Source organism: Brevibacterium sp. UCMA 11754 (genome assembly GCF_021532275.1).
In the GTDB taxonomy this organism is placed as follows: Bacteria; Actinomycetota; Actinomycetes; order Actinomycetales; family Brevibacteriaceae; genus Brevibacterium.
Genome location: NZ_JACBOT010000008.1, coordinates 64,625 through 87,219, shown reverse-complemented (window position 1 = coordinate 87,219; position 22,595 = coordinate 64,625). Strand labels below are relative to the sequence as shown.

General features: G+C 63.4%; 20 protein-coding genes and 1 tRNA gene. 4 read left to right on the top strand and 17 right to left on the bottom strand.

The window, feature by feature from the left end; all coding sequences use genetic code 11:
• Positions 1-49: 49 nt before the first annotated feature.
• From HX613_RS04380 to HX613_RS04360, 5 genes are all read right to left on the bottom strand, one after another.
• Positions 50-685 (bottom strand): 50S ribosomal protein L25/general stress protein Ctc, encoded by a 636-nt coding sequence (locus tag HX613_RS04380; RefSeq protein ID WP_235344230.1) that lies wholly within the window; start codon positions 683-685, stop codon positions 50-52.
• Positions 686-843: 158 nt separating this feature from the next.
• Positions 844-1,884, bottom strand: a complete 1,041-nt coding sequence (locus tag HX613_RS04375) for an alpha/beta fold hydrolase (protein ID WP_235344229.1) — start codon at positions 1,882-1,884, stop codon at positions 844-846.
• Between the two features lie 128 nt (positions 1,885-2,012).
• On the bottom strand, positions 2,013-2,984 hold the full coding sequence (locus tag HX613_RS04370) for a ribose-phosphate diphosphokinase (RefSeq protein WP_101569600.1): 972 nt from the start codon (positions 2,982-2,984) through the stop codon (positions 2,013-2,015).
• Positions 2,977-4,434 carry a bifunctional UDP-N-acetylglucosamine diphosphorylase/glucosamine-1-phosphate N-acetyltransferase GlmU gene (gene glmU / locus HX613_RS04365; RefSeq protein ID WP_235344228.1) on the bottom strand — a complete coding sequence of 486 codons (1,458 nt, stop codon included), beginning with the start codon at positions 4,432-4,434 and terminating at the stop codon, positions 2,977-2,979. Before glmU ends, HX613_RS04370 begins: the two co-directional genes overlap by 8 nt.
• A gap of 33 nt (positions 4,435-4,467) precedes the next feature.
• Positions 4,468-4,539: transfer RNA gene (locus HX613_RS04360), tRNA-Gln, on the bottom strand.
• A gap of 63 nt (positions 4,540-4,602) precedes the next feature.
• Here HX613_RS04360 and HX613_RS04355 point away from each other — a divergent pair.
• Together HX613_RS04355 and pcrA are read left to right on the top strand one after the other, a co-directional pair.
• Positions 4,603-5,022, top strand: coding sequence for a hypothetical protein (locus HX613_RS04355; protein WP_235344227.1), 420 nt, complete (start codon positions 4,603-4,605; stop codon positions 5,020-5,022).
• Between the two features lie 134 nt (positions 5,023-5,156).
• Positions 5,157-7,643 carry a DNA helicase PcrA gene (pcrA, locus tag HX613_RS04350; RefSeq protein WP_235344226.1) on the top strand — a complete coding sequence of 829 codons (2,487 nt, stop codon included), beginning with the start codon at positions 5,157-5,159 and terminating at the stop codon, positions 7,641-7,643.
• A gap of 150 nt (positions 7,644-7,793) precedes the next feature.
• On the opposite strand, the gene HX613_RS04345 is transcribed toward pcrA, so the two are convergent.
• The 4 genes from HX613_RS04345 to purN form a co-directional block, all read right to left on the bottom strand.
• Positions 7,794-7,976 (bottom strand): antitoxin, encoded by a 183-nt coding sequence (locus tag HX613_RS04345; protein WP_235344225.1) that lies wholly within the window; start codon positions 7,974-7,976, stop codon positions 7,794-7,796.
• Between the two features lie 139 nt (positions 7,977-8,115).
• Positions 8,116-8,325, bottom strand: coding sequence for a hypothetical protein (locus HX613_RS04340; protein ID WP_235344224.1), 210 nt, complete (start codon positions 8,323-8,325; stop codon positions 8,116-8,118).
• 136 nt (positions 8,326-8,461) lie between these two features.
• Positions 8,462-10,045, bottom strand: coding sequence for a bifunctional phosphoribosylaminoimidazolecarboxamide formyltransferase/IMP cyclohydrolase (purH, locus tag HX613_RS04335; RefSeq protein WP_235344223.1), 1,584 nt, complete (start codon positions 10,043-10,045; stop codon positions 8,462-8,464).
• Positions 10,046-10,094: 49 nt separating this feature from the next.
• Positions 10,095-10,715, bottom strand: a complete 621-nt coding sequence (gene purN, locus HX613_RS04330; protein ID WP_235344222.1) for a phosphoribosylglycinamide formyltransferase — start codon at positions 10,713-10,715, stop codon at positions 10,095-10,097.
• A 107-nt stretch (positions 10,716-10,822) separates the two neighbouring features.
• On the opposite strand from purN, the gene HX613_RS04325 reads away from it, so the two are divergent.
• A complete protein-coding gene (locus HX613_RS04325) occupies positions 10,823-11,269 on the top strand; it encodes a hypothetical protein (protein ID WP_235344221.1) in 447 nt (148 codons plus the stop codon).
• A 33-nt stretch (positions 11,270-11,302) separates the two neighbouring features.
• Here the strand turns inward: HX613_RS04325 and HX613_RS04320 are convergent, their stop codons facing one another.
• Positions 11,303-12,577 (bottom strand): cell division protein PerM, encoded by a 1,275-nt coding sequence (locus HX613_RS04320; protein ID WP_235344220.1) that lies wholly within the window; start codon positions 12,575-12,577, stop codon positions 11,303-11,305.
• A 116-nt stretch (positions 12,578-12,693) separates the two neighbouring features.
• Here HX613_RS04320 and HX613_RS04315 point away from each other — a divergent pair, with 116 nt between their 5' ends.
• Complete coding sequence (locus tag HX613_RS04315) at positions 12,694-14,355, top strand: hypothetical protein (RefSeq protein WP_235344219.1); 1,662 nt, start codon at positions 12,694-12,696, stop codon at positions 14,353-14,355.
• A gap of 116 nt (positions 14,356-14,471) precedes the next feature.
• On the opposite strand, the gene HX613_RS04310 is transcribed toward HX613_RS04315, so the two are convergent.
• The 7 genes from HX613_RS04310 to rph all read right to left on the bottom strand — a co-directional run bounded on the left by HX613_RS04310 (position 14,472) and on the right by rph (position 22,563).
• The gene (locus tag HX613_RS04310; RefSeq protein WP_235344218.1) at positions 14,472-15,872 is read right to left on the bottom strand and encodes an amidase; all 1,401 of its coding nucleotides are present in this window, start codon (positions 15,870-15,872) and stop codon (positions 14,472-14,474) included.
• 51 nt (positions 15,873-15,923) lie between these two features.
• Positions 15,924-17,702: a dipeptide ABC transporter ATP-binding protein gene (locus tag HX613_RS04305; RefSeq protein ID WP_235344217.1), complete on the bottom strand. Its 1,779-nt coding sequence runs from the start codon at positions 17,700-17,702 to the stop codon at positions 15,924-15,926.
• Positions 17,695-18,597 (bottom strand): ABC transporter permease, encoded by a 903-nt coding sequence (locus HX613_RS04300; RefSeq protein WP_235344216.1) that lies wholly within the window; start codon positions 18,595-18,597, stop codon positions 17,695-17,697. The genes HX613_RS04305 and HX613_RS04300 overlap by 8 nt, the downstream gene beginning before the upstream one ends.
• Positions 18,594-19,541: an ABC transporter permease gene (locus tag HX613_RS04295; protein WP_235344215.1), complete on the bottom strand. Its 948-nt coding sequence runs from the start codon at positions 19,539-19,541 to the stop codon at positions 18,594-18,596. The genes HX613_RS04300 and HX613_RS04295 overlap by 4 nt, the downstream gene beginning before the upstream one ends.
• A 13-nt stretch (positions 19,542-19,554) precedes the next feature.
• The gene (locus HX613_RS04290; RefSeq protein ID WP_235344214.1) at positions 19,555-21,057 is read right to left on the bottom strand and encodes an ABC transporter substrate-binding protein; all 1,503 of its coding nucleotides are present in this window, start codon (positions 21,055-21,057) and stop codon (positions 19,555-19,557) included.
• Positions 21,058-21,238: 181 nt separating this feature from the next.
• The gene (gene rdgB, locus HX613_RS04285; RefSeq protein WP_235344213.1) at positions 21,239-21,844 is read right to left on the bottom strand and encodes an RdgB/HAM1 family non-canonical purine NTP pyrophosphatase; all 606 of its coding nucleotides are present in this window, start codon (positions 21,842-21,844) and stop codon (positions 21,239-21,241) included.
• A complete protein-coding gene (gene rph, locus HX613_RS04280) occupies positions 21,841-22,563 on the bottom strand; it encodes a ribonuclease PH (RefSeq protein WP_235344212.1) in 723 nt (240 codons plus the stop codon). The genes rdgB and rph overlap by 4 nt, the downstream gene beginning before the upstream one ends.
• Positions 22,564-22,595: the final 32 nt, after the last annotated feature.

Sequence of the window (22,595 nt, the reverse complement as noted above, 5' to 3'; positions counted from 1 at the left end):
ACGCCTCAGGCTGTGCCCAGAAGCTGGGCGCAGACGGAAGAAGTCAAGGTCACTCGTCCTCGGACTTCTCCTCAGCTGCTGCCTCGGTCGACTCCTCGGTCGACTCTTCGTCGGTCTCGTCTGCATCCGACTCGGTGTCCATCTCGGCCTCTTCCGAGACGTTGACGACGAGAAGTTCGGGATCGGCAGCGAGCTCGACGCCCGAAGCCAACTCGATCTGTCCGGCCAGAACGTGCTCGCCGGCGGCGCGCCCGTCGATGGTGACCTCGATGTACTCAGGCAGCTTGGTGGCGTCTGCCTTGATGAGGATCGTCGACTCCTCCTGCTGCACCATGGTGCCTGGAGCGGATTCGCCGATGATGTGGACAGGAACGTCGACCTCGACCTTTTCGCCGCGCTTGACGATGATGAAGTCAAGGTGCTCGATCTGACGGGTGACCGGGTCGGTCTGCACGTCGCGAGCGATTGCGAGAACATTCTTGGCACCGTCGGTGCTTTCGATCTCGAAGAGGGCGTTGGCGTGCTTGAGGGCCATCATGGTGGCGTGGCCGTCAATCGAGATGTGCACAGGATCTCCGCCGTGACCGTAGACGACTGCAGGGATGCGTCCTGCGCGGCGGGTCCGGCGGGCAGCGCCCTTGCCGAATTCATTGCGGGGTTCGGCGATGAGTTTGAAGTCAGCCATTTTCTCTCCTTCGTGGTGAACTTATCTTGCAAGCACCACGGCGAAACAGCCTTCAACCGCACTGTCGCTGTCTCAATTCGGCTCCGAAGGGCCGGTCAGCGCTGTGGGTCAGGACCGCGTCGATAACGGAAACCTGTGTTTCCCTCGCCGAGGCAACCCTACGATTCTATGCCACCGTCGTCGGTGGCGCCAAGTCGGGCGGTCACAGCCTCGGTGCAGGCGTCGATGCCTGTCTCCGTGAGCAGGATGTCGTAATGGTTCGTACCGGGCACCTCGACGACGGTCAGATCCTCCCACCGCTGCTGGTAGGAGACGACGAGTTCCGGTGGGTAGAGACCGGGCTCGGATGCGATGAGGTCACGCTCGGCGAAGAGGAACGTCACCTCGGCCTGCCGCCGCTGGCTGCTCATGATCTGGGCGAGTGCGTTCCGGAAGGCACCGCCGGTGTACATATCCGCCGAGTCGGCCTGCATCGCCTCGATCGACGTCGAGGGTTGGAAGCTGTGATCGTCCTTGGCCGCGAGATCGTAGACGAAGCTCTCCGTGGCCACGGTGTCGAGGCCGTCGACGAAGGCAGGATGTGCGGCGAAGAATGCAAGGTACTCTTCGACCGACCCGAATGACATCGACAGCCGTTCGGACGCTGGCCCGAGCACCGCGGCGATGAGGTCGTCGGTGTCGAGATCACGGTCGTTGAGATCATCGAGTGCCCCGGTGTCCTCGTCTCCCCCGACCTGAGGCACCGGCAGGGGAAGCCCTCCGTCGATGAGGACGGGGCCACGGAAACGATCAGCCACCTCGGCGTCGGAATCGACACCTGCCCCCATGCCGGCCAAGGTCATGGCGACGAAACCGCCCATCGAATGTCCGACCAGAGTGACCGGCCCAGGCTCGGCGAAGGTGTCGATGGCGACGAGGACGTCTTCGGCATGGGCCCTCATCCCGAACGGTCCGCCCAGCAGACGGGAGTCAGCACGTCCGCGCAGGTCGGGCCCGATGATGCGCACCCCGGGAAGCGCTGCGACCAGACCGGCGAAGAACAGATGGTTCGAGGTGATGCCGTGGATGACGCAGATGGTGGGAACACGGCCTGGCCCATAGGCCACAGGCTCCCAGACGCCGACGGACAGTTCACCGCCGGAGACGCTGACCCGGTACCGGTTGTAATCATGGGACGACATCGTCACGGTTCCCTTCACTCGGTTGTCTCCAGTGTAGAGCGTCGGTCGAGTCCCCGGCAGGCGGGGCTTCCGATGAAACAGATCGAACCCCGAGCCGGAAGATCGGCTCGGGGTTCGGTTCGGATGGAACTCTCGCAGAAGGTGGCTCAGACCTCGAAGAGGCTGGTGACCGATCCGTCCTCGAAGACCTCGTGCACGGCGCGGGCGATCAGCGGCGCGATCGAGAGCACGGTGAGTTTGTCGAACATCTTGTCCTCGGTCAGCGGCAGCGTGTTGGTCACGATGACCTCCTGCGCCACGGAGTTCGACAGACGTTCGACGGCCGGTCCGGAGAAGACCGCGTGTGTCGAGACGACGATGACTCCGGTGGCTCCGGCGGCCATGCAGGCGTCGGCCGCTTGGACGATCGTGCCTCCCGTATCGATCATGTCATCGACGAGGACACAGGTTCGGCCTTCGACCTCACCGACGACGCGGTTGGCCTTGGTCTCATTCGGTCGTGTGATGTCCCGAGTCTTGTGGATGAATGCCAGCGGCACTCCGCCCAGGGAGTTCGACCAATTCTCGGCGACCTTGATGCGGCCGGCGTCGGGTGAGACCACTGCCAGCTCGGTCGGGTACTTGTCCTTGACGTAGCCGGCGAGGATCGGCATCGCGATGAGGTGGTCGACCGGTCCGTCGAAGTAGCCCTGGATCTGCGCGGTGTGCAGGTCCACGGTGATGATGCGGTCGGCACCGGCCGTCTTGTACAGATCGGCCACGAGGCGAGCCGAGATGGGCTCACGTCCGCGGTGCTTCTTGTCCTGCCTCGCGTAGGGGAAGAACGGTGCGATGACCGTGATCCGCTTGGCCGAGGCACGTTTGAGTGCGTCGACCATGATGAGCTGTTCCATCAGCCATTCGTTGATCGGTGCACAGTGCGACTGGAGGACGAAGACGTCACAGCCGCGGACCGATTCGGAGAACCGGACGTAGATCTCTCCATTGGCAAAGTTGTAAATGTCAGTGGGGAGAAGTTCCGTCCCCAGGTTCTCAGCGACTTGCTCAGCGAGCTCATTGTTCGCGCGCCCGCTGACCAGGACGAGCTTCTTTTCGCTCGCCGTCGTAATTTCATTCACTTGCCGGTTCCCCTTCAGATGCGGCCTCGGCTGCCTGCGCTGCAGGTGTGCCGGGGCGGTTGCTGACGACCCAGCCCTCCAGGTTACGCTGTGGCGCCACGGTTATGGCGAGCGCTCCCGCAGGGACATCTTTGCGCACCGTTGTGCTCGCGCCGGAGTAGGCGCCGTCGCCTACCGTGACAGGGGCGACATACATGTTGTCCGAGCCCATGCGTGCGTGCTTTCCGACGACGGTGCGGTGCTTGTTGACACCGTCGTAGTTGACGAAGACCGATGCCGCACCGATGTTGGAGCCCTCACCGATCTCGGCGTCGCCGACGTAGGACAGGTGCGGCACCTTCGCGCCCCGTCCGATGTCAGCGTTCTTCGTCTCCACGAAGGTGCCGATCTTTCCATCCTCGCCGAGGCTGGTCCCAGGTCGCAGGTACGCGAACGGTCCGACCTTGGCGCCGACTCCCACGACGGCCAGCTCCGAATGGGTGCGCACGACCTGTGCCCCGGCACTCACCTCGGTGTCCTTGAGAGTTGAGTCGGGGCCGACGACGGCACCGGTGCCGATGTCGGTGGCACCCAGGAGCTGGACTCCGGGAAGGATCGTAACGTCCTCAGCCAGGGACACGTCCATGTCGATCCACGTGGTGTCGGGGTCGATGATGCTCACGCCGGCACGCATCCACTTCTCGCAGACGCGGCGGTTGAGCTCCTTGCCGAGATTGGCCAGCTGCACGCGGTCGTTGGCGCCCTCGACCTGCCACAGATCCTGGGTGGCGGTGGCGGCGACGGACTGACCTGCCTCGCGAGAGAATCCGATGACGTCGGTGAGGTACTTCTCACCCTGCGCATTATCCGTGGTCAGTGAGGCGAGACCGTCCCTCAGTGCCGAGGCGTCGAAGGCGTAGATGCCGGAGTTGATCTCCCGGATGCTGCGCTGGTCATCGCTGGCATCCTTCTGCTCGACGATGCGCAGCAGGGCTCCGGAGGCGTCGCGGACGATGCGTCCGTAGCCGGTGGGATCGTCCACCTCGGCGGACAGGACCGTGACGGCATTGCGCGAGGACTCGTGGACCTCGACGAGGCTGTTGATCGTGTCAGCAGTCAGCAGGGGCACGTCGCCATAGGTCACGACCACGGTGCCGGAGAGATCGTCGGGCAACTGGGTCAGCGCACATTCAGTGGCGCGGCCGGTGCCGGGAACCTCATCCTGATCGGCGATGAGCACAGTCTGCGTCGAACTGATCGGCAGTGAGTCCAGATGGGAGACGAGCTGGTCGCGTTCGTGCCTGACGACGACGACTAAGTGTTCGGGAGTGGCTCCTGCCGCTGCCGCGATCGAGTGGTGGAGCAGGGAACGACCGCCGATCGGGTGCAGCACCTTCGGCAGGGTCGACTTCATACGGGTGCCCTGGCCAGCGGCCAGAACGATGACGGCGATGGGTCTGGTCTGCGACATGTGTTGAATCCTTCGCAAGTCGGATTGGGCCAGCTCCGCCCATAGGATTCGAACCTATACCACACGGCTCCAAAGGCCGGCGTGCTGCCATTACACCAGGGCGGAACAGCGTGCACCAGTTGAGGGCCCGCGCTCACGAGACACCATCATGCCACTACGATCAACCGTATGGAAATTCTTCGCGAGATTCTAGTGGCCCTGCATCTGATCGGAATGGCGATCATTGTGGGCGGCTATTTCACCCTCATCCGCTCTCCCAAAGTTGCACCCGGCATGCTGCACGGCGCCTACCTCCAGCTGATCACCGGGCTTCTGCTGATGGGTCTGGCAGAGATGGGCGACGACGAAGTCAACCACATGAAGCTCGGCATCAAGCTCCTCATTGCGATTCTCGTCACCGTCTTCGCATTCATCGGCAATAAGAAGCAGAAGGCCATCGCCTCCGCCCCGGCTGCGGGGGCCGCCCCGACGGGAGGCGACGCCGACACCGCCGTGGCGACAGCGGTGAAGAATCCCTCGGCGACGATGGCTCACCTGGTCTTCGCCGGCGCGATCATCAACGTGCTGGTGGCCGTCTTCGTCCCCTGAGGTTCTCGTCCCAGACGAATCCGGCTCCGCCGGCGACCCGTGCAGTTGGCCCGGGCCGCCGGCGGAGCTTTTTCTCTGCCTATCTCACTGCCCTTTTCTCTGCGTCAGTCGCTGACGGTATCGTTGTTCCGGACATGACTGCTGCAGCTGAAAACATCGAAGAAGCCACTCCGGGAGCCGACTCACGTGCGGCCGAACTCCTCACCGGACTCAACCCGCGACAGCGCGAGGCCGTTGCCCATACGGGGTCACCGCTCCTCATCGTGGCGGGCGCCGGTTCGGGCAAGACTACCGTGCTGACCAGGCGCATCGCCTTTGCTCTGGCCACCGGTCGGGCACACCCCGGTGAGGTCCTGGCGATCACATTCACCAACAAGGCGGCCAAGGAGATGGCTGAGCGAGTGCGCTCCATCGTCGGACCGGCTTCGCGAGCGATGTGGGTCTCGACCTTCCACTCCTCATGTGTGCGCATCCTCCGCCGTGAGGCCAAGGTGCTCGGCATGAAGACCAACTTCACGATCTACGATGCCCAGGATGCTCAGCGGCTCGTGTCCCAGATCCTCAAGGAACTCGGAATCGACACGAAGAAGTACACGCCTCGGTCGATGCTGCATAGGATCTCCAATCTCAAGAACGACCTGCAGACGCCGGATGACTTCACTCCCCGGCCGAACAACCCCGCTGATGAAGTCCTCGCCGATGTGTTCAGGCGCTACACCTCTCGCCTGCGTCTGGCCAATGCCTTCGACTTCGATGACCTCATCGCCGAGACCGTTCATCTCTTCGGTGCCTTCCCCGAAGTGGCAGATTTCTACCGCAGACGGTTCCGGCACATCCTCGTCGACGAGTACCAGGACACGAACCCGGCCCAATACGCTCTCATCAAGTCTCTGGCCGGCGACGGCGCCGGTGGTGCCACCGGCGCCGAACTGACCGTCGTCGGTGACGCAGACCAGTCGATCTACGCCTTTCGTGGGGCGACCGTGCGCAACATCGTGGAGTTCGAGAAGGACTTCCCCGATGCGGAGACGATTCTGCTGGAGCAGAACTATCGCTCCACGCAGAACATCCTCGATGCTGCGAACGCTGTGATTTCGAACAATCAGGACCGCAAGGACAAGAAGCTGTGGACCTCGGAAGGCACGGGCGAATCCATCGTCGGCTGGGTCGCGGAGAACGAGCAGTCGGAGGCCCGCTTCATCGTCGACCGGGTCGATGAGCTCATCGACAACGACAAGTACACCTATGGTGACTTCGCCGTCTTCTACCGCACCAATGCTCAGTCCCGCGCTATTGAGGATGCCCTGGTCCGCTCGGGCATCCCGTACAAGGTCGTCGGCGGCACCCGATTCTACGAGCGCAAGGAGATCAAGGACGCCCTCGCGTATCTGCGCGTGGTCGCCAATCCAGATGATGATGTGAACCTGCGCCGCATCCTCAATGTCCCCAAACGTTCCATCGGCGACCGGACCGAGGGCATCGTCGCGGACTTCGCCGATCGTGAGGGCATCAGCTTCTACACGGCGCTGGGGCGTCTTGATGAGATCGTCCATCTGTCTGCCCGGGCGAAGACCTCCGTGTCGAAGTTCTACGACCTCATGCGTGATCTGGCAGCCACCGCCGAGGCGGCCCCGCTGTCGCGCGTCATCGAGGCGATCCTCGAGCAGAGCGGTTACCTCGAGTCACTGCAGAAGAGCACGGACCCGCAGGACGAGTCGCGTGTCGACAACCTCGCCGAGCTCGTGGCCGTGGCCGAAGACTTCGTCGCCACACAGGCCCTCGCTGAAACGGGTGATGACGCTGATGAAGCCGACACAGAGGGCGAAGCCCAAGCTGACGGTGGGAGCACCGAGGACGATGCGGATGTGCAGAGTCCAGCGAGTGCTGCGGCCGGCAATTCGTCGATCGAGGCCTTCCTCGAGCAGGTGGCACTGGCCTCCGACACGGATCAGATCCCCGACGCCGAACTGGGACAGGTTACGCTCATGACCCTGCACACAGCGAAGGGTCTGGAGTTCCCGGTCGTCTTCCTCACCGGCCTCGAGGACGGTGGCTTCCCGCATGCCCGTTCCTTCGAGAATCCCAATGAGCTCTCAGAGGAACGTCGTCTTGCCTATGTGGGTCTGACCCGAGCCCGGCAACGTCTGATCGTCACTCGCGCGGAGACGCGCAGCATGTGGGGTCAGCCGCAGTACAACCCGCCGAGCCGGTTTCTCGCCGAGATTCCCGAGAACCTCATCGAATGGGAGAACACCGGTACCTTCTCATCCAGTGTCGGCGGCGGCTTCTCTTCCGGCGGCTACGGCGGGGGCGGCCATGGCTACAGCGGCTCGCGCGGCGGCGGATTCGGTTCCTCTCGGGGATCGGGCGATTCGTCTCGCTCACGCTCAGGGTCCGCGAACTCCTCGTCTCCTGTGGCCGGTTTTCCGAATCGGATCCGACCCAACCGAGAGGTCATCACCGTGTCGGTGGGCGAGAAGGTCTCACACGAGTCCTTCGGCCTCGGAACCGTGACAGAGGTCAACGGCGTCGGAGACAAGACAGTAGCGGTCGTCGACTTCGGCTCCCTGGGAACGAAGCGTCTCCTGCTGCGCTACGCCCCCATCGAAAAGCTCGGCTGAGATGACCACGACGGGGAGCCTCCCGCTCCCGCTCTTCCGACCGTCTGCCGACCTTCGGCTCGCAGGCCCGCAGACATAAATGAAGCGCCGAGGTGAAAATACATTCACCTCGGCGCTTCTCCATGCCGGACGCGGCGATGGATTTAAAAGTCAGTCGTTGCCAAGTTTTCCGTCGACTCCGTCGCGACCCTTGTTGATCTGGTCTTCGAACTTGCCGCCGGTCTTGTCATTGGCGAAGTCAGTAGCCTTATCAAGACCCTGATCGCTGAACTCTTCACCCTTTTCGCTATTCACGGCGTCCTTGGCTTTGTTTGTAAGATCGTCGAGTCCCATACTGTCTCCCTTCAATGGAAAAGGTCCTTTCGAACCTTCTTACACCACTCACCCTGCCACTTATTCTGCTCCGGTGTAACCGAACCTTCGGGTTTCTCAGGGAATGCACAAAGTAACCATATTTCGACTGTCGGCAGCTTCAGCGTGACTCCGGAACAACGAACGCCAACGCCACGAGAACCAGGGCGAAGAACAGGCCCGTTCCAATGTCGACGCTCTTCGATCGGTTGGTCCAGACCTCGTCCCAGGGCGGGGGCATCGCACGCATCGTCGCCAGCCCAGCCGGCACGACGGCCATGACGATCGCGCCGAGACGAAAGTCGATGATGGTGCATGCGGCCGCAATCAAGATGCCCAGCAGACAGCCCAGGAGAGCCCAGTCGCGGAGTACGGGGTTCGAGTAGCGCCGCTTCCAATAGATCCAGCGCTTGGCGATCGGGCCTCGCCCACGCCTGGCATGGCGTGGTGGGTGGGCCCTCGTCTTCTCAGTGGAAGAAATGGCGACTCCCGGTCAGGTACATGGTGATCCCCGCCCTCTCGGCCGCTTCGACGACCTCATCATCACGGATCGAGCCACCCGGCTGCACAATCGCACTGATACCAGCATCGATGAGGATCTGCAGTCCGTCGGCGAAGGGGAAGAAGGCATCCGAGGCAGCCACGGCGCCGGTGGCCCTCTCCTCCCCTGCACGTTCGACAGCCAGCTTCGCCGAGTCGACTCGGTTGACCTGGCCCATTCCCACGCCCACGGACGCGCCGTCCTTGGCCACGAGAATGGCGTTGGACTTCACTGCACGGCAGGCCTTCCAGGCGAATTCCAGATCGGCCAGAACCGCTGCGGTCGCGGCTGCGCCTGCGGCCAGGGTCCAGTTCTCCGAGGCATCACCGTCGGCCTGGAACGCATCCCGGTCTTGGACGAGGAACCCGCCGGTGATCGGTTTGATCTCCGCGGGTGCGAAGTCGACGTCGCCGAGTTCGATTAGGCGCAGGTTCTTCTTGCTCGACAGCAGCTCCAGTGCTTCGGCAGAGAAGGAAGGTGCGGCCAGGCACTCGGTGAAGATCGGCTTGATCGATGCAGCCAGCTCGGCGTCGACCTCGCGGTTGGTCGCGATGACACCGCCGTAGGCGGACAGCGAGTCGCATTCGTGGGCGGCTTTGTGTGCGGCGGCCGCAGTGTCAGCCACGGCGATTCCGCAGGGGTTGGCGTGTTTGATGATCGCCACTGCCGGACGGTCGAAGTCGAAGGCCGCGCGGATCGCAGCATCGGTGTCCGTGTAGTTGTTGTAGGACATCGCCTTGCCGCCCAGCAGCTTCGCACCGGCGATTCCACGGGTGCCATCGGCATACACTGCCGCTGCCTGATGAGGGTTCTCGCCGTAGCGCAGGTCTCTCAGCTTCTCCCCAGTCACACCGGCGAAGGCGGGCTTGCCCGCGGCCGAGGCTGCATCCTCGGCCTCTGCCTCCTGTACACCGGAAGTGAGTTCGGAGGCGAACCAGGAAGCAACGGCCGTGTCATAGGCAGCGGTGTGGGCGAATGCGCGGGCGGCGAAGCCTCGCCTGGCGTCGAGATCGAAGCCCTGTCCCTGTGCCGCTTCGATGACAGCAGCGTAATCGCTGGGATCAGTGATGACGGAGACGCTCGGGTGATTCTTCGCCGCCGCCCGCACCATGGAAGGTCCACCGATGTCGATCTGCTCCACACAGTCGTCGAAGCCGGCTCCGCTGGCCACGGTTTCAGCGAAGGGGTAGAGGTTGACGATGACGAGGTCAAAGGGCTCGATCTCGAGCTCGTCAAGCTGGCTCATGTGATCCGGCTTGCGCGAATCGGCGAGGATGCCGGCGTGGACTCGCGGGTGCAGTGTCTTCACCCGGCCTTCCAGGCATTCGGGGAATCCTGTCAGCTCTTCGACCTTCGTGACCGCAGCGCCCGCCTCGGCGATCTTCGCTGCTGTCGAACCGGTGGACACGATCTGCACACCGGCGGCTTGCAGTCCGCGGGCCAGGTCCTCCAATCCCGATTTGTCGTAGACGCTGACGAGCGCTCTCTTGATCGCGCGGGTTCCTGTCACAAGTCCTCCTTGAAGGCTCGATTGCCGTTTCGTGCGGTTGGTGTGTGGGTCAGGCTGGGGACGCCGAGGTGGCATATCCGCTGACATGCCGTCCATCGATGACGAGGTCGTTATGGGCGAGGTGGGTCAGGAGGCGGACGAGTTCGGTTCTCTCCTGGGTTTTGATGCGTTCGTGCACCGTGTCTTCTGTGTCCTCGTCGCCGACGGGAACCGCGAACTGGGTGATGATCGGGCCCGTATCGACCCCGGAGTCGACGAGGTGGATGGTGCCTCCGGTGATGCGCACACCGTGGGCCAGCGCATCACGGACTCCGTGGGCGCCGGGGAACGCCGGCAGCAGGGCCGGATGTGTGTTGATGATCCTGTTGTGAAAGGCCGCAATGAAATCCGGGCCGAGGATCCGCATGAATCCTGCGGAGATCACCCAATCGGGCGACAGGTCTGCGACGGCGTCGCGCAGTTGGATGTTCCAGTCCTCACGACTCGCGCAGTCCTTGGGTCGCACGACAAAGGTGGGGATCGAGTGAGCTTTCGCCCGGTCGAGCACACCCGCCGCATGTGAGTCGGAACCGACCCCGACGATCTCGACTCCACGCTCCGATTCGGCGAATGCGTCGATGACTGCCTGCGTGAGGGTACCCGAGCCGGATGCCAGAAGAACGATGCGCACGGACCCATTCTAACGTTTGAATCATCTGCTGTCGGTCGCGGGCCGGAAGAATGCGGACGCTGACCTCCGTCAAGGCTTTTGTCAGTGGACTGTGACAAACTATTGCTGTGACGTCACCAAACAATACTGAAGAGAAAAGCGCCCCCACTCCCGAAGAGGAGAAGCAGGCCGCGCCCGCTCGACACGGCCTGGTCCTGATCCTGCTGATCCTCGCCTCGGTCCTGACGTTCACGTATCCGCTTCCGTTCAAGGTCGCGGCGATCGCATTCGCCATTGCCGCCATCGTGTGGTCAATCCGCTACATCATCGCCGTGGTCAGGACGAAGCAGAAGCGCAACATGTCCCTGGGCATTCTGGGCGGTCTGCTCAGCCTCTACCTCATCTTCTCGACGCTGTCGTCTGCTGTCCTCTGGCCAGTCCAGTCGAAGTATGAGGAGTGCGTGCGCGATGCCATCACGCAGCAGGCCCAGCTCTCCTGCACGACGGAATATCAGACCGGCCTCGGCGATTGGTTCAAGCAGCTGACCGGACAGGAACTGCCCGGAACAAACTGAGACCTCCGCTGACCGAATCCTCGGTCATCCGGCTCAGTCTTCGTCTGAATAGTCAGCGCTTCGTTCATCGGCGATGTGGCCGAAGGGCTCGTCGTCGATACCGTCTTCCTCATCGGCAGCCCTGGCCCCGGCCTGCATATCCGAGAGCCTGGTCAGGAGCAGCCCCCCGGCCATCCCCAGCGCCACCCATGCGGTGATGACCACCGCAGATGTCAGCGGCGAGGGCCCGAACGTCGAAAGACCCACGGGCCCCATGGCACCTTGAGCGAAGATCGCAAGGACCTGGAGCACGACGAAGAGCTTGACTGCCGCAGCGGCCAGCCCGGGCCATGAAGCCAGCATCACCAGGCGGGCATGATCTCGCCCGAGGATGACGCTGAGGATTCCGAGCAGTACGAGCAGCACCGGCGCCGCGTTCGTCCACTCTGGGTAGTCGCCGACGAGCAGCTGGAGCACCGGAACGTGCGGAACTGGTCCTGCCGCAGCATGGAACACCGAACTCGGGGCTCCGTCTCCCACACTCACGCCTGTGCCTGCGATCCAGGACAATGAGGCGAAGAGGATTCCCGGAGCGAAGAGAATCTGAACGACCAGCAGACCCACACCGGCAGACAGCGGGGAGCTGTAACCCTGCAGCGATTGGGCCAATTCGTCCCACCTCAGCACGATGCCGACGGCGATGACGAGGACCGAGAGGAAGGCGGCTCCCCAGAGCAGTCTCTTGACCAGACGGGCCCCGGCGTCCCACACTTCGCTGTCGAGATCCTGCAACCGTGGGATGTCGTCGACACCGCGGACCCACAGGAAGCCGGCCGCCGAGGCGGACAGCAGCATGAGGGCAAGTCGGAAGAAGCCCCATGGTGACAACGCCCCCTCCCCCACAACAAGAGCCAATACGCTCAGAGGCACGGCATAGGCGACGACGTAGGTCGCCAACGCGATGAGAACCTGCTTCCACCAGGATGTGTCCGGGCCATCGGCGTCAGCGGGGTCCGCTTCTGTGAAGCGCGCGACCAACCGCTTGGCACCTGCAGCGAAGAAGAACCACACACCCAACGTGACCAGGCTCGGCGCCAGAGAGAAGTCGAAGCCCATCGTCGACACGCTCAGCCCGTGGACGACGCCCCACAGGGCGAACGCCCACTCCGGGATGATCGAATACGGCAACTGTGAGCCGAGTCCGATGATCCAGAAGACGGTGGCGATGACGAAGGCCGCGGGAACGACGATGAGGTCGATTCGCAGTGCCTCCAGCAGTCCCAACAGAACTGGATGGCGATGGGTCCGAGGGTGAGGAGAAGTGTGCATCTCTATCATTTTCGCTGACTCGGCGCCCTCTTCCTGGTATTGACCGCGCGATTCTCTGCAGTGGGAAGTACAATTGCGCCAGGACACGCTTGTAGACAAGAAGGATGCGGCCAACGATGAGCAACGGGAACGACGAACCGAATTTCCCGCCACCTCCCAAGAACCCACCCGAGAACAACAGAACGGGATCGGGTTCGGAGACGTCGGCGGACAACAGCACTGGTGATTCGGTGGACACAGGCAGCTCCGGATCGCAGGCGCCTGCCCGCGGTCCCGAACAGGCTCCGTCCTACCGCGACGACCAGGCTCCTCCACTCGCTGCAAACGGTCAGCCCAACAGCACACAGCCCCCTGGGCCCGAGCAGCCCCAGCCGCCGCGCCCCGAGGTCCAGCAGGCCAGCTCGAATCAGGCTCCGAACTACAACGGCCAGCAGCCCGGCGGCCAGCAGCCCGGCCAGTACCAGGGTGGCCAGTACCAGGGCGGCGCACCCTACCCAGGCGGTCCGTACCAGTCGGGCTCGGCACAGAATTCGCCCCATCAGTCCGGCCAGCCAGGTCAGTCGGCTCAGCCAGGCCAGTACCAGACCGGTTCGGGCCCCAACGGACAGCGGACGGGTTCGGGCCCCGGCCAGTCCCAGGCGATCCCCCAGCCGGCGCCAGCTCCTGGATTCGCCGGCTCTGCAGCCACCGCTGCGCGTGCCGACGCCACCCCTGAGAAGAAGAAAAGCAGGATGCCTCTCTTCATCGCTCTGGGTTCTGTGGCGCTCGTCATCGTTCTCGTCCTCGTCGGGTTCCTCGTCGTCAACACGGTCAATAAGAACAACTACGGCCCCGACAAGGTTGCCGAGGACTACGTATCGGCCCTGAGCAAAGGCGACTTCGCGGCTGCTGAGAAGATCGCGCCCTCTCCTCGTCCGGAGGGAACGAACCTGGACCTCCTGTCCAAGGATTTCACCGACGCGTCCTCGGCGAAGGTCGAGAATGCAAAGGTCGAGTCCTCGAAGGTCGATGGCGACAAGGGCACGGTCGTCGTCTCCTACGATCTCGACGGTTCCAAATACAACGTTGAGCTGAAGGCGAAGAAGGACGGCAAACAGGATCTCTTCTTCGACAAATGGTCGCTGGCCGGGCCTGCGCTCAACGTCATCGCACTCGACATCCCTGCGTCCGATGGCCTCAGCGTCAATGGCAACGACTACAAGGCGAAGGCGGGCACCACCTCATTCGCCGTATACCCGGGCAGCTACGATTTCTCGATCCCCAAGAGCAAATGGGTCGGTGAAGCCAAAGACACTGCAGCGGTGAATTTCCCGCAGGCCTTCGCCCCGGGTGATAAGCCGAACAACGAAGAGGTCGCTCCGACGACGCTCAATCTTGATCTCGCACCGACCGGTGCCTTCCAGAAGGAAGTTCAGAAGCAGGTCGAGAAGGAGCTCAAGAAGTGCTTCGACAACAAGGACATCAAGCCCAAGTGCAAGTTCATCAAGTTCGATCCGACTGAGATCCCTGTCGGCGGCTCCGATAAGAAACTGGCTGATCTGGCGAAGAAGAACACCGCGAAGTGGGACATGAAGGACATGCCAGAGGTTGAGGCGAGCTTCGGTTCAGGTGACACGAACACCGGTTCGTTCTTCACCAAGAAGCCGGGCAAGTTCGACTTCACTGTGCAGGGCCAGAAGGCCGGTTCCTCGTACTTCTCCAACGGCAACACGCTGTCGGTCTCCGGCAGCGTCAAGATCGACGGGGACAAGCTCTCGGTTGAGTTCTTCGACTTCTGATCCGATTCGTCGATGACGTTCGTCGCCGCTCCCACCGAGGTGGTTCCACCACAGTGAGTACGCGCACAAAGGAGGGCCTGAGTTCTGCAGAACTCAGGCCCTCCTTTGTGTCGTCGTCAGCTCATCGAAGCCCGGACAGGCGCCGGCACTCCTGCTGCCCGTTCGAACCAGGAGCCGGCTGCCATCACGAGCGCATCGGCGAAGCGACGTCCCGAGATCTGAGCGCCGATGGTGCGCCCGTCCTTCGTGTAGCCGGCCAGGACGGTGCCTGCCGGCTGTTCCGACATGTTGTAGGGCATGGTGAAGCCGATGTGTCCCATCGGTTCGTCGACCTTCGGGTAGGGCATGGGCTGTTCGGCCGGAAACGCTGCATCGGGTGAGACTGGCGAGATGACAAGGTCGTAGGCTGCTGTGGCTGCCACGCTGCGACGTCTGATCTCCTGCACGCTGTGGTAGCACTCCATGAGGCGCAGTCCCGTGACGTCGGCCCCGCCCTGGGCCCATCGCTGGATGTAGGGCAGGATGAGGGCCTGTTCCTCCACCGGCAGGGCGCGGAGGTCACTCCAAGAGCGCACACGCCAGAACAGGTCCATGTCTCTGAGCAGCTCATCATCGATGAACGGGGTGACGGTGTCGACGAGGGCTCCGGCTCGTGCGAAGCGGTCAGCAGCCTCGGCGATGGTGGCCGCGATCTCCGGGTTGACGGGTTCTCCGCATCCGGCATCGAGTTGGAGTCCGATCTTCAGCCCCTTCGGGTCGAAGTCGGGACGGTCGGAAGCCTCGTCGGCGGAGACTGGCAGGCTGGAGTAGTCACGGTCGTCGGGGGCGGAGATGATATCCATCGCGGCCTTGACATCGGCCATCGTCCTGGCCAGCGGCCCGGCGCATCGACCCATGTACGGGGCGTCGAGCGGGACCCGACCGAAGCTGGGTTTGAGGCCAGCCAGTCCCAGCCAGGTGCAGGGCAGGCGGATCGAGCCGCCGATGTCGGAGCCGATGTGGATGGGACCGTAGCCGGCAGCGGCAGAGGCACCTGCGCCTGCGCTCGATCCGCCGGTGGTCAGGCTCGGGTCAAGGGGCGAGCGGGTGATGCCGTGCAGCGAGGAGACGCCGGAGGAGAGCATGCCCCAGTCGGGCATCGTCGTCGATCCGACGATGACCGCGCCGGCCTCTTCGAGGCGCTGCGTGATGGGGGCGTCGTGAGTCGACACCGGCACCTCGACCCAGGCATGCCCGCTGGGCAGCGGCACTCCCCTGCGTGCGACGTTCTCCTTGATCGTGACCGGGACCCCATCGAGGGGGCCCAGAGATCGGCCCTCGCGCCAACGGGTGGTGCTGGCTTCTGCCGCAGCTCGGGAGCGCTCATCGTCGCGGTGGTGGAGGGCGTTGATGACGGGTTCGCATTCGTCCATCCGGTCCACGACGGCGGAGAGGACCTCGAGTGGATCGAAGTCTCCCGAGGTGTAACCGCTGGTCATGGCTTCTGCTGTGTGGTCGGCAAGCGTGGTGTGGCTCATCTGCCGTCCTTTCTTCTGTGGCATCTTGAGGTCAGTGGCGCAGGGGCCGGCTCAGGTGGCTGAGGCGAGCGCTGCGGCCAGGCTGGGGGTGGCCGCGATGAGGCTGCGGGTGTATTCCTCACGCGGGTGGGCGTAGATGTCCTCTGTCGACCCTGATTCGACGATGTGCCCGTCCTTCATGACGATGACGTCGGAGCACAGGTGTCTGACGACGCCGAGGTCGTGGGAGACGAAGAGCAGGGTCAGCGCGTAGTCATCGACGAGGTCGGTGAGCAGGTTGAGGACCTGGGAGCGCACGGAGACGTCGAGGGCGGAGACGGGTTCATCGGCGACCAGGATCTGCGGCCGGGTCACCAGCGCCCGGGCGATCGAGATCCTCTGTCGCTGTCCGCCGGAGAATTGGTGCGGATAGCGGCGCATCGCCTTCGTGTCCAGATCCACGGCCAGCAGCATCTCCTCGACCCTGGCGAGTCGCTCAACTCGAGCGATACCGCGGGCGATGAGGGGCTCGGAGACGATGTCCTCGACCCGCATGCGGGGGTCGAGGGAGGCGAAGGGGTCCTGGAAGACGATCTGCAGATCCTCGCGCAGCGACCTCAGCGCCGATGAGCTCGCCGACTCCACACGGATATCGCCGACCCGCACATGTCCTGAGGTCGGACGATCCAATCCGGAGAGGAGGTTGAGCAAGGTCGATTTGCCCGACCCCGACTCCCCTACGATTCCCAGGCGCTGCCCGGAAGCGACGCTGAAGCTGATGTCATCGAGTGCGCGAACCGGGGAGCGTCGTCGCAGCAGCAGGCCTCGCGAGCGGAAGTGCTTCGAGACTCCGCTGACGTCGATGAGCGGTGCGGATCCGTCGCCTGTGGATGCTTCCCCCGCCGAGGCGGGTGCCGGCTCTCGCACATCGGCCGGCCGATCAGCAGCGGAGGACTGCTCGCCCTCGTCGTCCGGCGCAGCCTCGTCAATCGGTCCGGCCTCGTCAATCGGTCCCGCGTATGACAGTGCGGTCTTGAGAGTGAAGAGCTTCCCGTGCGCGTCGGTGGCGTCGAGGTCGGAGGAGGCCAGCAGTCCGCGAGTGTATTCGTGCTGTGGGTCGGTGAAGATCTGCGCCACGCTGCCGGTCTCGACGATGCGACCGGCGTACATGACGATGACCCTGTCACAGACTCCGGCGACGACGGCCAGGTCGTGGGTGATGAAGAGCAGTCCTGCCTGCACGGCGGCGACGCGTTCGGAGATGAGGTCGAGCATGTGCTTCTGCACCGTGACGTCGAGTGCTGTGGTCGGCTCGTCACAGATGAGCAGCCGCGGCGAGTTCGCCAGGGCGATGGCCAACATCACACGCTGTCGCTGACCGCCCGACATCTGGTGCGGGTAGGCGTAACGGGCACTGTTCGGATCGGGCATGTGCACGCTTGTCAGCAGGTCGAGGACTCGTCCGGGAATGTCACCGCGGGCCACTTCACCATGGATGCGAAGCACCTCGGCGATCTGGTCGCCGATGCGCATCAGCGGGTTGAGTGCGCTCATCGGCTCCTGGAACACCATGGACACGAGGTCCGAACGCATCTTGGCGAGGGTCCTCTCCTTCGCGTCAAGGATGTTTCCGGCAAAGCCCTGGAGCGACACGGTGCCCTGCGCCCGCAGCTCTTCGGGCAGCAGTCCCATCACGGACTGTGCCGTCAGTGACTTTCCCGATCCTGATTCGCCGATGAGTCCGACCCTCTCACCGAGGGCCAGGCTCAGAGACACGTCATGGAGAACAGGTGCCTCGGCGCCTGCTGGGGTGATGGTGAGGTTGCGGACCTCGAGCAGATTCTCAGCCATTGCCGCGAGCCTCCATCTTCGGGTCGAATCGGTCGCGGAGTCCATCGCCGAGGAGGTTGAACCCGAGCACGGCAAGGGCGATGAACAGTCCGGGCCACAGCGCAAGCAGCGGCTGGGTGGACAGGAACTGCTGGGACTCCTGCAGCATCCGCCCCCAGGACGGCACTGGAGCTTGCGTGCCCAGTCCCAGGAAGGACAGGCCCGCCTCGGCGAGGACGGAGATCGCGAATGCCACAGAGGCCTGCACGATGACCATGCCCGCGATATTGGGCAGGACGTGGACGATGGCGATCGCAGGGGCGCTCCGGTTCGAGGCCTTGGCCGCGCGCACGTATTCGGAGCCGAGCACCTGCATCGTGCCGGAGCGGGCGACGCGGGCGAACCCGGGGATCGCAGCGATTCCCACGGCCACCATTGCCGGCCCCGTGCCCGGTTGGTAGACGGCGGCGAAGACGATCGCCAGCAGCAGTGCAGGGAAGGCGAGCAGGATGTCGTTGGCGCGCATGATGACCGCACTCAGCCACGCGCCCCACGGGTACTGCGCGAAGACCGCGGCGATGATGCCGATGGGTGTGCCGATGAGCACGGCGATGCCGACGGCCACGATTCCGACCATGAGGGTGATTCGGGCACCGTACATGATCCAGGTCAGCGTGTCGCGGCCGAATTTGTCGGTGCCGAAGGGGTGCTCGGGGCTCGATGCCTGCAGCCGTGCGGCCGGATCGACTGCGCTGGGACCGTAGGGTGTCCACACGAAGGACACGAGTGCGAGCACGACGATGAGGAGGATGAGAATGGCACCGATGATCATCGAGGCGTTGAGCCGAAGCGTCGCGCCTCTGCCCCGATCCACAGAGGCATCCCCCGCCGAGGTGGTGCTCGGGTTCCCGCTCATGACGCGTTCCTGATCCGAGGGTCGACGATCGGATACAGCACGTCGACGATGAGGTTGATGATGAGCACGAGGAAGACGAGGACCATGACGATTCCCTGGACTGTGACGAGGTCGCGGTTGGCCACGGCTCGGACGAGTTCGGAACCGATGCCGGGGATGACGAAGATCTGTTCGATGATGACGGCACCGACGAGGAGCGTCGCGAGCTGAACCCCGGCCACGGTGATGACAGGGATGGCGGCATTGCGCAGACCATGGATAAACAGGGCCTTGGCGCGGGTCAGGCCCTTGGCCCGGGCGGTGCGGATGTAGTCCTCGCGCATGACGTCGAGGACCGCCGATCTCACATACCGGGTGAGGATCGCGGCCTGGACGAGTGCCAGAGACACGACGGGCAGCACCAGGCGGATGAGGAACCCGCCCAATCCCTCGACCGGGGCCATCCACCCCTGGGAGGGGAACCAGCCGAGCGTCAGGGAGAAGATGATGACGAGGATGATGGCGGCCAGGAAGTTCGGCACGGCGATGCCGATCTGGCTCAGCGCGGAGATCGTGACTCCGATCCAGTTGCGCTGTTCAAGGGCTGCGAAGGTGCCCAAGGGAACGGCGATGACGATCGCGAGAACGATCGCAGCGATGACGAGGATCGCGGTGACCTGGACGCTGCCGACGATGACCGGGGTGATCGCGGCCTCGGTCACATATGAGGTTCCGAAGTCGCCGCTGAGCATGCCCACGACCCAATTGAAGTAGCGGATGAGAGGCGGCTGATCGAGTCCGTACTGAGCTTCGAGAGCCGCCACCGCATCAGGTGTGGCGTTCGTTCCCAGGGCGACCTGCGCGGCGTTGCCGGGCAGGATGCTCATGAGTGCGAAGACCACCACCGAGGCGACGATCAGCGCCAGAACGAACTGGATCGCACGGTTGGCCACATAGGTGATCATGGGTGAGGGTACTTCAGTTCCAGCTCAGATCCGCGATCCGGAATGAGTCGGAGACCCTGTTTGCGGGGATTCCGGCGACGTCGGATTTGGCGATGACGAGGTTTGGGAACAGGAACAGGAAGTCCGAGGCAGCGTCTTCGGTGATCGTCTTCGCAATCTCCTTCATCCCTGAGACATATTCCTCTTCTGTGCCGGTGTCGGCCTTCTCCGCGATCTTCTTGGTCTTCGAGTCGTCGTAGCCGATGTAGTAGTCGTTGGAGAAGACGGTGAGGATGTCACGGGGTTCGGCATGGTTGATCACCGACATGTCGAACTTGTGCTCGGTGAAGGTCTTGTCCAGCCAGACCGCGGGGAATTCCTGCGTCTCGATGTCGGCCTTGAGTCCGACCTCGGCAAGCTGTGCGGACACGATCTCGGAGATCGCCTTCGCGTACGGCAGGTTCGGCACGGTGAAGGCGAATGTCTCCCCCTCGATGCCGGCTTCCCTGACGAGGTCTTTGGCCTTCGCCGGGTCGTAGTCCCAGACCTTTGTCAGATCCTCGTAGTACGGGTCTGTCGGCGGGACCATTGAGCCGATGAGCTCTCCGTAGCCGGCCCATGCGGTGTCGAGGACTGCCTTGCGGTCGATGGCATGCATGACCGCCTCGCGCGCCTTCTTGTCTTTGAAGATGCCCTTCGCGTTGTTCATTGAGAGCACGACTTCACCGTTCGTGGTGCCGGAGATGATCTGGTAGTCACTGCTCTGGAATTCGCCGGCCAGTTCGGGCGCCTGGAGATTGGAGACGACGTCGATCTCTCCCGACTTCAAGGCGTTCGAGGCCGAAACGGCATCCTTGAAGTATTTGAACTGGACCTTGCTGACTGCCGGCTTCTCGCCCCAGTAGTCGTCGCGCGCCGCGAAGTCGATCGACTGACCGCGGCTGAACTTCTCGATGGCGAAGGGTCCTGTGCCGATGGCTTCGTTGGCCAGGTCGTCGGTGCCTTCGGCGTCGAAGACGGCTCCGACGAGGCTGGTCATATTGAACAGCCACGTGTTCGAGGGCTTCTTGAGTGAGATCTTGACGGTGAGGTCATCCGGGGTCGCGATCGAGTCGACGACGTCCATCTTGGACTTCAGTGCGTTCTTCCAATCGTTCTGCACTCGTTCATAGGAGAACTTCACGTCCTCGCTTGTGAGGTCGGCTCCGTTGGAGAACTTCACACCTTTCTGCAGATGGAAGGTGTAGGTCTTGCGGTCCTCGGACACGTCCCAGTCCTCGGCCAGGCCCGGTTGGATCTCTCCCTCACCGTCGACGCGGACGAGTGATTCGTAGACATTCTCCATCAGTGCCTCAGGGATGGCGATCCCCGAGGTGGAGGTGAAATCGAGGTTGACGGGTTCAGCGGTGAAGGCGATGGTCATCGAGTCCTTCTTCGCCTGCTCGCCGGAGTCCGAAGCTCCTGCCGAACAGCCTGCCAGGAACAGGCTCGAGGCAACCACGGCTGCCATCCACGAACTGACACGCGGAGTCTTCATCGCTCTCCCAAATTCACGAACCCACACTGGCTCATACGTCTTCTCTGGCCGGACGTTGCACAGATGTGCACCGGCCTCGCCAGTTTAGCGGAAGTTCTCACCAGCTGAAGCGCCGGAGTTCATATCGTGGAAAAGCGAACGAGCAGACTCCGGTACCTGTCCGGAACTCGACGAGCCTGCCTCAGAGCCCTGCCTGTGCGGCGAGGACTGCTGCGAGCTTGTCGAAAGCGACCCTCCGGTGTGACCGGGAGTTTTTCTCCTCGGGTGTCATCTGCGCCGCACTGATGTCGCCCCCGTCGGGAACGAAGATCGGATCATAGCCGAACCCGTGCTCCCCCGATGGGCTCGTGGCCAGACGTCCTGGCATGACTCCCTCGGCTGAGAATTCGCGACCGTCCGGGGTGACTGCTGCGGCAGCGCAGCGGAACTGCGCCCCGCGATGTTCGCTGGAGATGTCCGACAGCTGGGCGAGCAGAAGCTCGAGGTTGGCCCGATCATCCCCGTGTCGGCCCGCCCATCTGGCGGAGAAGATTCCCGGTGCCCCGCCCAGAACGTCCACGGCGATCCCTGAATCATCGGCGATGGAGGTGTGGCCGGTGGCTTGCGCTGCGGCCCGGGCCTTGATTAGGGCGTTCTCTGCGAAGGTGACTCCGGTTTCCGGGATGTCGCCGAGACCCGCCTCGGCGGCGGTCATAACGTGGGTGTCCTCCCCTATTGCGGGGAGGAGGATCGCGAGGAGTTCGCGTCTCTTCCCATCGTTGTGGGTGGCCAGCACGAAGGTGGTCATCTGCCCAGAACCTCGGTCTGGATGCGGGTGAGGTCGGTGCAGCCCTTGGCTGCGAGATCGAGCAGGCGACCCAGTTCCTCACGGTCGAAGGGAGCGCCTTCGGCGGTGCCCTGGACCTCGACGAACGATCCGCTGCCGGTCATGACGACGTTCATATCGGTATCGGCACGCGAATCTTCGACGTAGGGCAGGTCGAGGACGGGCTCACCGTCGATGATGCCGACGCTGATCGCGGCGATCGAATCCTTGATCGGGTTGTTCGCGGCGGGGATGATTCCCGTTGAACGGCCCTTGTCGATCGCGTCGGCCAGTGCCACGTAGGCGCCCGTGATCGATGCGGTTCGAGTGCCGCCGTCGGCCTGGAGGACGTCGCAGTCGAGGACGAGGGTGTTCTCGCCGAGCTTCTCTAAGTCGATGACAGCACGCAGGCTGCGGCCGATGAGGCGCGAGATCTCATGTGTGCGTCCGCCCAGTTTGCCCTTGACTGACTCACGGGTGTTGCGCGAATCCGTAGCGCGCGGCAGCATCGCGTATTCGGCGGTGACCCAGCCTCGGCCCTGCCCCTTGAGCCAACGCGGCACGCCCGCGGTCAACGAAGCCGCAACCAGAACGCGGGTGTTGCCGAATTCCACCAGGGCGGATCCTTCGGCGGTGTTGATCCAATTGCGGGTGATGGTCACTTCGCGGAGTTCATCGGCGGTTCGTCCGTCTGCGCGCACTGTGTGCCTCTTTCGGTAGTCGGTGCTGGTCT